General features: G+C 75.2%; 12 protein-coding genes. 8 read left to right on the top strand and 4 right to left on the bottom strand.

Annotation, left to right across the window (positions count from 1 at the left end; genetic code table 11):
* The 4 genes from ET526_RS19955 to ET526_RS19940 all read left to right on the top strand — a co-directional run.
* Nucleotides 1-324, top strand: a 324-nt coding sequence (locus ET526_RS19955) for an OmpA family protein (protein WP_135470630.1), incomplete at its 5' end; no start/stop codon positions are given.
* Nucleotides 325-469: 145 nt separating this feature from the next.
* Complete coding sequence (locus ET526_RS19950) at nt 470-1,309, top strand: carbon-nitrogen hydrolase family protein (RefSeq protein WP_135470628.1); 840 nt, start codon at nt 470-472, stop codon at nt 1,307-1,309.
* A 52-nt stretch (nt 1,310-1,361) separates the two neighbouring features.
* Nucleotides 1,362-2,147 carry an NAD kinase gene (locus ET526_RS19945; protein ID WP_135470633.1) on the top strand — a complete coding sequence of 262 codons (786 nt, stop codon included), beginning with the start codon at nt 1,362-1,364 and terminating at the stop codon, nt 2,145-2,147.
* Entirely contained in the window at nt 2,147-3,334 is a 1,188-nt protein-coding gene (locus ET526_RS19940) for an MFS transporter (RefSeq protein WP_135470626.1), read from the top strand. Before ET526_RS19945 ends, ET526_RS19940 begins: the two co-directional genes overlap by 1 nt.
* A 114-nt stretch (nt 3,335-3,448) precedes the next feature.
* On the opposite strand, the gene ET526_RS19935 is transcribed toward ET526_RS19940, so the two are convergent.
* On the bottom strand, nt 3,449-3,823 hold the full coding sequence (locus ET526_RS19935) for a hypothetical protein (RefSeq protein WP_135470623.1): 375 nt from the start codon (nt 3,821-3,823) through the stop codon (nt 3,449-3,451).
* Between the two features lie 178 nt (nt 3,824-4,001).
* On the opposite strand from ET526_RS19935, the gene ET526_RS19930 reads away from it, so the two are divergent.
* Nucleotides 4,002-5,135, top strand: a complete 1,134-nt coding sequence (locus ET526_RS19930) for a hypothetical protein (protein WP_135470621.1) — start codon at nt 4,002-4,004, stop codon at nt 5,133-5,135.
* Nucleotides 5,132-6,298 carry a hypothetical protein gene (locus tag ET526_RS19925; RefSeq protein WP_135470619.1) on the top strand — a complete coding sequence of 389 codons (1,167 nt, stop codon included), beginning with the start codon at nt 5,132-5,134 and terminating at the stop codon, nt 6,296-6,298. Before ET526_RS19930 ends, ET526_RS19925 begins: the two co-directional genes overlap by 4 nt.
* 241 nt (nt 6,299-6,539) lie before the next feature.
* Here ET526_RS19925 and ET526_RS19920 read toward each other — a convergent pair whose 3' ends face one another.
* A complete protein-coding gene (locus ET526_RS19920) occupies nt 6,540-7,847 on the bottom strand; it encodes a replication-associated recombination protein A (protein WP_135470617.1) in 1,308 nt (435 codons plus the stop codon).
* A gap of 35 nt (nt 7,848-7,882) precedes the next feature.
* A complete protein-coding gene (locus ET526_RS19915) occupies nt 7,883-9,040 on the bottom strand; it encodes an NADH:flavin oxidoreductase/NADH oxidase (protein ID WP_135470615.1) in 1,158 nt (385 codons plus the stop codon).
* Between the two features lie 65 nt (nt 9,041-9,105).
* Between ET526_RS19915 and ET526_RS19910 the strand changes: the two genes are divergently transcribed.
* Nucleotides 9,106-9,813 carry an SDR family oxidoreductase gene (locus ET526_RS19910; protein WP_135470612.1) on the top strand — a complete coding sequence of 236 codons (708 nt, stop codon included), beginning with the start codon at nt 9,106-9,108 and terminating at the stop codon, nt 9,811-9,813.
* Nucleotides 9,814-9,871: 58 nt separating this feature from the next.
* Nucleotides 9,872-10,561, top strand: a complete 690-nt coding sequence (locus ET526_RS19905; protein ID WP_135470610.1) for an RraA family protein — start codon at nt 9,872-9,874, stop codon at nt 10,559-10,561.
* Between the two features lie 61 nt (nt 10,562-10,622).
* Here ET526_RS19905 and ET526_RS19900 read toward each other — a convergent pair.
* On the bottom strand, nt 10,623-11,442 hold an 820-nt coding region (locus tag ET526_RS19900; protein ID WP_135470608.1), incomplete at its 5' end, for a class I SAM-dependent DNA methyltransferase.

Raw genomic sequence — 11,442 nt, 5'->3', positions numbered from 1 at the left:
ACCTACCTGGTGTTCTTCGACTGGGATCGCGCCGACCTGACCGCGCGCGCCCGCGAGATCATCGCCGAGGCGGCGCAGAACGCCCGCCGCGTGCAGACCACCCGCATCGAGGTGGCCGGCCATGCCGACCGCTCCGGCCCGGCGGCCTACAACCAGCGCCTGTCCGAGCGCCGCGCCGAGGCGGTGGCGGCGGAGCTGGTGCGCAACGGCATCAGCCGCAACGAGATCGTGGTCCAGGCCTTCGGCGAGACCCGCCCGCTGGTGCCGACCGCCGACGGCGTGCGCGAGCCGCAGAACCGCCGCGTCGAGATCGTGCTGCGCTGAGCCGTACCGCCAGAACCCGACAGGAAGGGGCGCCGCAAGGCGCCCCTTTCGCGTTCGGGCCAGGCGGCGCCTCGCCGCCCGCCATGCCCCTTGCCCGCCCGCGCCCGGCGCGGCTTGATGCCCCGCTCGGGCGGAGAGGCAGGGAATGCGCGTCAGCGTCATCCAGATGAACCAGGGCAGCGACAAGTCCGCGAATCTCGACCAGGCGCGCCGGCTGGTCGAGGCCGCGGTGGCGGCCGACCGGCCGGACCTGGTCAGCCTGCCCGAGACCTGGACCAATCTCGGCGGCGGGCGGGAGGCCCGGCGCCTGGCGGCGGAGCGCCTGCCCGCGCCGGGCGGGACGGGCGGGGAGGCCTACGAGACGCTCCGCGGCCTCGCCCGCGCGCACCGCATCCATGTCCATGGCGGCTCCATCATCGAGGATGGCGGGGAGAAGCTGTTCAACACCACCCTGGTCTTCGACCCCGAGGGGCGGGAGATCGCCCGCTACCGCAAGATCCACCTGTTCGACATCACCGGCCCGGATGGCACCGGCTACCGCGAGAGCGCGCTCTACGGCGCGGGTGAGGCGCTGGTCACCTTCGAGGCCGGCGGCCTCACCTTCGGCTGCACCATCTGCTACGACATCCGCTTCGCCGAGCACTACATCGCGCTGCGGCGCCTGGGCGCGGAGGCGATCCTCGTCCCCTCCAACTTCACCCTGCAGACCGGCAAGGACCATTGGGAGGTGCTGATGCGCGCGCGGGCGATCGAGAGCCAGTGCTGGATCATCGCCGCCGCCTCCTGGGGCCAGTACGAGGAGCGCGGCGCCACGCGCTTCGTCTACGGCCATTCGCTCATCGCCGACCCCTGGGGTCATGTGGTGGCGAAGGCGAGCGACGGCACCGGCTGGGCGACGGCGCGGCTCGATCCGGCGCTGACCGCGCGGGTGCGCCGCGACATGCCGGTACTGGCGCACCGCGACGCACGCCGCGTCGCGCTCTGACGCGGCGGTGGCGGAGATGGCCGCGGCCGCCCTGCCGCCCGGGCTGCAGCCGATGCCGATGCGCCCCGAGGACATCGCCGGGCGCATCGGCTTCCACGCCGCGCCCACCCCGAAGGCCATGGAGGCGCGGGCGCGGCTTGCCGCGCGCTACGGCGAGGTGCCGCCCGAGCAGGCGGCGGTGCTGGTCGCGCTCGGCGGCGACGGGGCGATGCTGGAGGCGCAGCACCGCCTGCTCGGCCGCAACATCCCGATATACGGCATGAACTGCGGCAGCGTCGGCTTCCTGATGAACGACTACCGCGAGGAGGACCTGCCGCGCCGGCTGGCCGACGCCCAGTCCGCCGTGCTGCATCCCCTGCGCATGCGCGCCACCGCCGAGGACGGCGCGCTGCACGAGGCGCTGGCGATCAACGAGGTGTCGCTGCTGCGCGAGACGCGGCAGGCCGCCAAGATCCGCATCCTGGTGGACGGCAAGGTGCGGCTACCGGAGCTGATCTGCGACGGCGTGCTGGTGAGCACGCCCGCGGGCAGCACCGCCTACAACCTCTCGGCGCACGGGCCGATCGTGCCGCTCGGCGCCAACCTGCTGCCGCTGACCCCGATCTCCGCCTTCCGCCCGCGGCGCTGGCGCGGCGCACTGCTGCCCTCGAGCGCCGAGGTGGTGTTCGAGATCCTGGAGGCGGAGAAGCGCCCCGTCGCGGCGGTGGCGGACTACACCGAGGTGCGCGACGTGCGCCGGGTGGAGGTGCGGGAGGATACCGGCGTGTCGCTGACCATGCTGTTCGACCCCGATCACGGCCTGTCCGAGCGCATCATCGCCGAGCAGTTCACAGTCTGATGCCGGCCGCGTCGCGGCCGAGCGGCGATGCGCGCCTGATCTGGGGCATCGCGATCGGCCAGCTCATCGGCTGGGGGACGCTGTTCTCGGTCTTCCCGCTGTTCCTCGAACCCATGGAGGCGGAGCTCGGCTGGTCGCGCCCGGCGATCAATGCCGGGCTGACGCTGTCGCTGCTGGTCTCCGGCCTTGCCGCGGTGCCGGTCGGGCGGCTGGTGGACCGGCATGGCGGGCGGTGGATGATGGCGCTCGGCGCCTGGGGCGGGGCGGCGCTGCTCGCCGCCTGGTCGGCGGTCGGCGCGCTGCCGGCCTTCTGGGCGATCTGGCTCGGCATGGGGGTGGCGCAGGCCGCGGCGCTCTGGGGGCCGGCCATGGCGGTGGTGGTGGCGCATGCGCGCGACCCGGTGCGCAGCATCGCCGCCATCACCTTCGTCACCGGCCTCACCGGGACGGTCTTCGTCCCGCTCGGCGCGGCGCTCATCGCCGCGCTCGGCTGGCGAGGGGCACTGCTCGCCCTGGCGGCGCTGCAGGTGCTGCCCGGGGTGCTCGCCCTGTGGCTCCTGCCCCGCAACGGCCGGCGGGAGGGGGAGCCGGCGGCCGACGGCGCGGCGCTGCGCCGGACGCTGCGCGGGCGCGCCTTCTGGGCGCTCGCCCTCTGCTTCGCCGCGCATTCCTTCATGGGCACCGCGCTTGCCGCGCACGCCATCCCGCTGCTGCGCGAGCGCGGGCTGCCGGAGGCCTCGGTGCTGCTGCTGGTGGCGCTGCACGGCCCCCTGCAGGTGGCGGCGCGGGCGGTGCTGTTCGGCCTCGGCGGCCGGGTGACGATGCGCGGCGTCGGCCGGCTGGCGAGCCTGCTGCTGCCGGCGGCGATGCTGGCCCTGGCCCTGGCGCCGCCGGAATTCGCCTGGCTGCTCCTGTTCGTGCTGGCCTGGGCGGTGGCGGATGGGCTGCTGACCATCGTGCGCGCCGCCGGCACGGCGGAGATCCTGGGGCGGGAGGGGTATGGCGCCATCACCGGCGCGCTTTCCGCCGTGACCGTGCTGCCGCGCACCGCAGCGCCGCTCGCGGTGGCGCTGTTGTGGGAGGCGGCGGGTGGCTACGGGCCGGTGCCCTGGCTGCTGGCGGCGACCGGCGCGGTGGCCGCCGCCGGCTTCCTCGCGGCCGCCGCCACGGCGCGGGCGGACGGGTAAGGTCCGCCGGCCCTTGGTGGCTCCCGTTCGGCTGGCCTCGCCTGAACGGGTGAAGAGGCTCGCACATCGAGGGGCCGGGGCGTCCGCCGTGAGCCGGGGCGAGCGGAAAGCGCTCTAGCGGGTGCCGCGGGGGGAAGGCATGGCCGGCTGCGGCCGCCGCACCGGGGGAACGGACAGTTCGAAGGCGAGAACCGCCGCGTCCCGCCCGATCCTGATCGCCTTGCGCGCGCCGCGGGGCAGCGCGATGCGATGTCGGCAGCAGTAGCCGACGAGCAGGGCGCCGAGGGATTCCGCGGAGACGGGGAAATCGGCCATGCCGCTTCCGACGCCGTAGAGCAGCTCGATCCGGTGTTCGGCCGGCAGGAAGCGGACTGCGTCAGGCGGGATGGCCGGCAGGCCGAGCGTCGCCGCGGCCTCGGGCGAGGCGGCGACGGCGGCCCGCACCGCGTCCTCTCCGAAGCGGATCTCGCGGCGGTCCACGATGCTCATGGCGGCACCCATGCCCGCGCCGCGGCGGGGTCGGGCAGGGGGTGGGGTGGAAGGGCAGGCTGTCTCGGCACGCCGTCGGCTTAGCGCGGCGAGGTGAAGGAAGCGTTGACGCGAAGACGGGGGGGCGGCGCCCGGACGCTGAGAAAGGAGTAACCCTTGGCGTCGCAGGATGGCCGCCATGCTCGACCATCCCCAGCCTTCGATCGCCCGCTACGCCGTCGAGGACAGCCGCCCGGCCACCTTCCTCGAGCGCGGCGTCACCGTGCCCTTCACCACGCCCTTCCTGCTCGGGGCGCGGGTAAGGCCCGCGCAGCGCAGCGGACTTGAGCTGGTGGTGCCGAACCCGGCCGGCGTCCGGGGTTCCTACGTGTTTCCCTTCGGCGCGCTGTGCGAGGTCTGCACGCCCACGCTGCACGACCGGCTGCTGGGCCGCGCGGTCGAGGGTACCGCCACCATCACGCCAGAGGCGATCACGCGCATCGCCCGCGAAGTGGCGCGGGAGGGGCTGGCCGGGCGCGAGGCGGCCGAGGCTGCAGGCGCCGCCGAGGAGGCCGACAAGGGCCAGGCCCTCCTCACCCATTACAAGCTTCTGCTGCACCTGATCGAGCAGAGCGAGCGCCCGGGCGAGCAGGCGGTGCCGGCGGCACGCGACTCGCCAGCGCATGTCGAGCAGCGGGCGCGGCGCGCCATCGCGCGCGTGGCGGCGGAGCTGAGTCTGACGACAGAGACGGTGGTCACCGCGCTCGAGGAGATCGCCGGGCTCTGCACCGGCATCGGCTTCCGCGGCGACCCCACCCGCGCGCGCTACCAGCGCCAGATCGCCGAGCTCGAGGTGATGGCGGCGGAGATCGCGTCCTGGGCCGAGGCAGCGGCGGATACCGAGGAGGCGAAGGCCTCCTCGCTGGTCCTGCGCTGCACCGAGCTGACCCTGAAGTGCGGCCGGCCGCTGATGGGCCAGCTCACCGCGCTGCCGGACGACATGCGCGGCCTGGTCAGCCGCTGGTCGCGGGAGCCGCAGGCGCTGCGCGACCTGGCGGCCCGTCCGGGCTGGCTGCTGGACGGCTGGGCGGCGCTGATCGGCATCTGGCGCGCCGCCGGAGAGGCGGGCCGGATGGCGGCGCTGCGGGAGATGGCGGTGCTGGTCCCGGTCATGCCGCGCGAGGTGGACAGCTGGGCCGAAGAGGAGGCGGAGCGCTTCGAGGCGGCCCACCGGGTGCGCCGCCGCTTCGTCTTCCCGCTCGAGGAATGGCGCACCGGCCGCGCGCTGGAGCTGGTCGCGCGCAACGAGAAGCTGCTGCGGCAGATGCTATGACCCAGATCGGAACCGACCTCCGCCTTCTCGGCAGCGTGCTGGCGGCGGCGCCGGCGGAGAAGCTCGCCCGCGTCATCGCCATGGTGGACGGGCTGCGCGACCGTTCCGCCGCCGACCGGCTGCTCGACGGCGCGCGGCCGCGCCTGCGCGGCCTCGCCGTGCCGCGCCCGCTGCGGCTTGCGCGCGTGCTGTTCCTGCCGCTGGACGGGTTGATCGTGGATGCGAACGCCTGGAAGCCCGACTCTCCCACCCTGCCACGGACCGCGCTGGCGCCGCTCGCCGCCGCGGTGCGTACCGCGCTGGGCGCGGAGGCCGAGGCGCTCGATGCGCTGTGCGCGGGCCGGACGCTGGCGGAGCTGTCGGCGGTGGAGGCCATCGGCGCGCGGCTCTGGCCCGCCGCAGCGCAAGCCCCTACGGTGCGGCCGCCGCCCGGCTGGAAGGAGAGCGGCCTGCCGGAACGCTTCCATGCCCTCCTGGCCGAGCGGTGCCGCGCCGCCTGGCGCCACGGCGTCCGGCTCTGGCCCGCGGTCCGCGCCGGCGCGGAGGGCCCGCCCGAATCGCTGCTGCACGCCGCCCTGCGCGGCCCGGCGCAGGAGGGCGGGCTCGCCCTCGACACGGCGCTGCACGCCCTGCTCGCCCGGGCAGCCCGGCCGGGGAGGGTGGTGGAGGTCGCCACCGCCCTGGCTCCGTCCGGTGCCGCCGCCCAGCACGCGCTGGACGCGCACCTCGCCGCCACGGATCCCGCCGCAAGGCTGGCCTCGGCGTCTTCCACGGCCCTCGCCGCCTGCGAGGCGTGGCGCCTCTGCGAGATGATCGAGGATCTGGAGGCTTCCGCATCCGCCGCCCCGCCGCAGCGGCGCGAGAGGCTGCGGGCGCTGCGGCGCGCCGCCGATGCCGCATGCCGGCACCGCTTCGCCGCGCTGCTGCAGTCGGAGCTGCTCGGCCACGGCGCCGAGGATGTCGCGGCGCGGGAGGAAGCGGCACGCGGCCTGGCCAGCCTCGCCGCCAGCGGCCGCCGCCTGGGCGGGGCGGAGAGCTACGACGCGGCGCTGCGCAACGCCGCGGTACGGCTCACGCGCGAGGGCGCATCGTCGCGGGCGGACGCGCTGCGGCTGGCCGAGATCCTGGTCGGGCCCGAGGCGGCGCTCCGGCTGGTGGGCTGACACGCCTGCGGCATCGACGGATGTCTCCGCGCGCCCGGCTTCGCCGGACGGGCGGCGGCCATGGCCCTCGCCCGTCCGCGGCGGACGCGGGTTGCGCCTGGGGCATCTTCCGTTCGCCCCGGCCCGCGGCGGATGCCCTGGCCTTCCGATGCGCGAGCATCCTCGCCCGCTCCGGCGCATCCGCCTGACCGGAATCGAACCCGGCATGGGTCGGGGAACGCGGCCGCGGAGATGGGGAGCCTCAGCCCCCCTTCCCCCGCCGGCGCTCCTCCCGCAGCCGCGCCCAGTATTCGACGCGCTTCCTCACCTCGCGCTCGAAGCCACGCTCGCGCGGGGCGTAGAGGCCGGGCCGCCCCAGGCCTTCCGGCAGGTAGTCGAGGCCCGAGGAGCCCTCGGCCACGTCATGGTCATAGACATAGCCGCGGCCGTAGCCGAGCTCCTTCATCAGCCGCGTCGGCGCGTTCACCGCATGGGTGGGCGGCGGCAGCGAGCCGGAGCGCGCGGCAAGCTCCTTCGCCGCGTGCAGCGCCAGGTAGGAGGCGTTGGATTTCGGCGCCGTCGCCACGTAGATCGTCGCCTCCGCCAGCATCAGCTCGCCCTCCGGCAGGCCGACGCGGTCGAAGGCCTGCCAGGCGGCGAGCACGAGCTGCAGCGCCGCGGGGTCGGCCAGGCCCACATCCTCGGCGGCGCAGCAGATCAGGCGGCGGAAGATCACGCCCGGATCCTCCCCGCCCAGCAGCATCCGCGCCATCCAGTAGAGGCTCGCGTCGCAGTCCGAGGAGCGCAGCGACTTGTGGTAGGCGCTGAGCAGGTTGTAGTGCGCCTCCTCGGCCTTGTCGTAGACCGGCGCGCGCCTCTGCAGCAGCGCCGGCAGCGCCTCCGCGCCGATCGCCTCGCCGGGCGGCAGGGCGGACAGCGCCTCGCACAGGCTGAGCAGGTAGCGGCCGTCGCCGTCCGCCATGGCGAGCAGCGTCGCGCGCGCCGCCTCGTCCAACGGCAGGCGCCGGCCCATCGCCCGCTCGGCCCGCGCCAGCAGCGCCGACAGCGCCGCCTCGTCGAGGCGCCTCAGCACGAAGACCTGCAGGCGCGAGAGCAGCGCCGCGTTCAGCTCGAAGGAGGGGTTCTCGGTGGTCGCGCCGACCAGGATGATGGTGCCGTCCTCGACATGCGGCAGGAAGGCGTCCTGCTGGGCGCGGTTGAAGCGGTGGATCTCGTCCACGAAGACGAGCGTTCCCTGCCCGCCCAGCCGGCGCCGGCGCGCCTCCTCGAACGCCTTCCTGAGGTCGGCGACGCCGGAGAAGATCGCGGACATCGGCACGAAGTGCAGCCGCGTGCCCTCGGCGAGCAGGCGCGCGATGGTGGTCTTGCCGCAGCCGGGCGGCCCCCACAGCACGCAGGAGCGGATGGCGCCGGCGCGCGCCATGCGGCCGAGCGGGCCCTCGGGGCTGAGCAGATGGTCCTGGCCCACCACCTCGGCGAGCGAGGTGGGGCGCAGCCGGTCCGCCAGCGGCCGCGGCGCCTGGTCCTCGAACAGCGAGCCGGCGGTCATCCCGCATTCTCTCCCCGGGGGCGCGGCCGTCCGCCTCAGGCGCCGAGGCCCTCCCGCCAGGTGGAGGGCACCAGCTCCTTCACCTGCCGTGCCCGCTTCTCCAGCCAGTAGGCCTGGGCCGGCGGCACCAGGGCGAAGCGCGGATCCGCGCCGAGCTTCTGCGCCGCGTCCATCGGCCAGTGCGGGTTGTAGAGCAGCTCGCGCGCCAGCGCGACCAGGTCCGCCTCGCCGCGCCGCAGGATGCCCTCCGCCTGGTCGGCATGCACGATCAGCCCGACCGCCATGGTCATGATGCCCGCCTCGCGCCGGATCTTCGCCGCGTAGGGCACCTGGTAGGAGTAGGTGACCGGCCCCGTGCCCACCACCGGCGCGCCCTTCATGCCGCCCGAGGAGCAGTCGATCACGTCCACGCCCTTCCCCTTCACGATGGCGGCGAGGCGCGCGGACTGGTCCGCATCCCAGCCCGCGTCATCCTCCACGGACAGGCGCAGGAACAGCGGCTTGCGGGCGGGCCAGTGGGCGCGGACGCTTTCCACCACCTCGATGCAGAAGCGCATGCGGTTCAGCTCCGACCCGCCATACTCGTCGTTGCGCAGGTTGGAGAAGGGGGAGAGGAATTCGTGGATCAGGTAGCCATGCGCGCCGTGGATCTCGAGCGCGTCGAAGCCCGCCTCGTCGGCGCGGCGCGCCGCCTGCCCCCAGCGCTCGACCAGCGCCCGCACCTCGTCGCGCGTCAGCGCCCGCGGGACCGGGTCGGTTTCGGGGAAGTTGACGGCGGAGGGCGCCACCAGCTCCCACGCCTCCCAATCCTCGATCTCGGGCGTTCGCTCAAGCGGCGCCCCGCCCTCCCAGGGGCGGAAGCGCCGCGCCTTGCGGCCCGAATGGCCGAGCTGCAGCCCCGCCGCCGCACCCTGGGCGCGGATGAAGGCGGCGCAACGGGCGAGGCCCGGGATGTGCGCGTCGTCCCAGATGCCGAGGTCGCCGAGCGTGCCGCAGCCGCGCCGCTCCACCTTGGTGCTCTCCATGAACACGAGCCCCGCACCGCCCGCGGCGTAGCGGCCCGCGTTCATCAGGTGCCAGTCGGTGGCGAAGCCCTTCACCGCGGCGTACTGGTGCATCGGCGCCACGACGACGCGGTTCCTCAGCGTCACCTCGCGCAGGGTCATGGGCGTGAACAGCAGCGGCGCGGCCATGCGGCGTCCTCCCCTCGGGCCGCCTCATGCTACAGCCCCGGCGAGGGACGGAAAGGGCGGCGGTCATGACGGAAGGGCGGCGTGTGGCGCTCGTCACCGGCGGGGCGCGGGGCATCGGGCGGGCGGTGGCGGCGCGCCTCGCGCGGGAGGGCTGGGCGGTGGTGGTGGCCGACCGCGCGCCGGGGGAGCCCGGCCCGGCGGCGCGCCATGTCGCCGCCGACGTGTCCGACGAGGCCGCCGTCGCGGCGCTGATCGGGGATATCGGCGCGCGGGAAGGCCGGCTGGACGCGCTGGTGAGCAATGCCGGCCTCATGATCCGCAAGCCGATCGGCGTCCTCAGCCTCGCCGAGTGGAACGCGGTGCTGGCCACCAACCTGACCGCGACCTTCCTGCTGGTCCGCGCCGCCGAGGGGATGCTGCGCGCGGCGCGCGGCAGCGTCGTCACCATCGCCTCCACCCGCGCCCACCAGTCGGAACCGCATACCGAGAGCTACAGCGCCTCCAAGGGTGGCCTCCTCGCCCTGACCCATGCGCTCGCCCTCAGCCTCGGGCCGGAGGTGCGGGTGAACTGCGTCAGCCCGGGCTGGATCCACACCGGGGGCGAGGCGCTCCGCCCCGAGGACCATGCCCAGCACCCCGCCGGCCGCGTCGGCCGGCCCGAGGACGTGGCGGCGCTGGTCGCCTGGCTGGTCGGACCGGAGAGCGGCTTCGTCACCGGCGCCGAGTTCGTCGCCGATGGCGGGATGACGCGGAAGATGATCTACGCGGCCTAGCCGTTGCCCCGCCCCCGGCGCCGCGCGAGGATCGGCCTCGGAAGGGAAGGACACGGCCATGCTCGACAACCCGCCCATGCTCACGGTCCATCGCGGCCACCGCCGCCCCGACGCGGCGCTGCTGCGCCGGTTCGAGGGGGTGCAGACTTCGCACCTAGTGGACGCCATGGATGGGCGCGGCGCCATGGACTGGCGCATCAAGCCGCTGGATCCGGCGCGCGCGGCCTTCGTCGGCCCGGCGCTGACCGCCTTCGCCTACCCCGCCGACGTGGTCGGCGTGCAGGGCGCGCTGGCCGAGGCGCGGGAGGGGGAGGTCGTGGTGGTGGCCAATGACGGCTACACCGGCACCGCGGTGGTGGGCGACCTGGTCATCGGCATGATGCGCAACAGGGGTGTCGCCGCCTTCGTCACCGAGGGGCTGGTGCGCGACCGCGCCGGCATTGTCGCCACCGGCCTGCCGGTCTTCGCCATGGGGGTGGTGCCGACCTCGCCCGCCACCAACGGCCCCGGCATCGTCGGCGCGCCCGTCATCTGCGGCGGCATCCATGTGCGCCCCGGCGACATCGTGGTGGGCGACGCCGACGGCGTGGTGGTGGTGCCGCTCGACCGCGCCGAGGCGGTGCTGCAGCGGCTGGAGGCCGTGTTGGCCGCGGAGGCGAAGGCGATGGCCGCGGTCGAGGCCGGCGCGACGGAAAGCGAGAAGGTGCGCCGCCTGATGGCGGGTGCGACCATCATCCAGGCGGGCTAGAGCCGTTTCCACTCGGCCATGAACGCGGAAACGGCTCCAGCCCATTGTTCGTAGAGCAGAGTCACGCTCCCGGCCGTTTCCAGCCCTCCGCGACCCGCTCGGCGCGCCGCAGCACGAACAGCATCCCGGCCACCGGCGCGCCCCGCTCCCGGCGCAGCACCGCCTCGCGCCGCGCCAGCACGGCGAAGCCGGCGGCCCCGGCAAGTGCGGCGACATGGCCGGGGTCGTGGCGGTAGCGCATCGCCGCGCTGAGGGCGTAGGGCGCCCCCTCCCCCGCCTCGACGGAGAAGGCGGCGATTCCGCCCGGTGCCAGCGCCTGCGCCATGGCGGCGAGGGCGGGGGCAAGATCGCCGAGGTAGTTCAGCACGTCCGCCGCGGCGATCAGGTCGAAGGCGTCGGGGTGGCGGGGCAGCCATTCCACCAGCTCCGCCTCGTGCAGCGCGTGGTAGAGGCCGCGCCTGCGCGCCTCGGCCAGCATCCGCGGCGAGAGGTCGAGCCCGGCGAGGTGCCGCGCGAAGGGGGCGAGCGCCGCCCCGGACAGGCCGGTGCCGCAGCCGAGGTCGAGCACGCGCAGCCGCCCTTCCGGCGCCACCCCGGCCTCCTCCAGCAGCGCCGCGAGCAGGGCCGGGGTGCGGTACTCCAGCCGGCCGGTCAGCTCGGCCTCGAAGCGCGGGGCGAACTGGTCGAACAGGTCGCGCACATAGGCGGCGGGGGCGCGCGCCGGCGGCGCCTCCCGGCCGAGGGCGGCGAGCAGGAAGCGCGCCTGCTCGGCCAGCGCCGGCGCGGTGGCGGCCAGCCGCAGCGCCCGCTCCGCCGCCGCGCCGGCGCCGGGGGCGTCCCCCGCCTCGCGCCGCGCATGGGCGAGGGCGAGCCAGGGCTCG

It is taken from the genome of Crenalkalicoccus roseus, assembly GCF_004761865.1.
Lineage (GTDB): Bacteria > Pseudomonadota > Alphaproteobacteria > Acetobacterales > Acetobacteraceae > Crenalkalicoccus > Crenalkalicoccus roseus.
The sequence above is the reverse complement of the archived record's forward strand: the minus strand, read 5'-3'. Positions and strand labels throughout refer to the sequence as shown.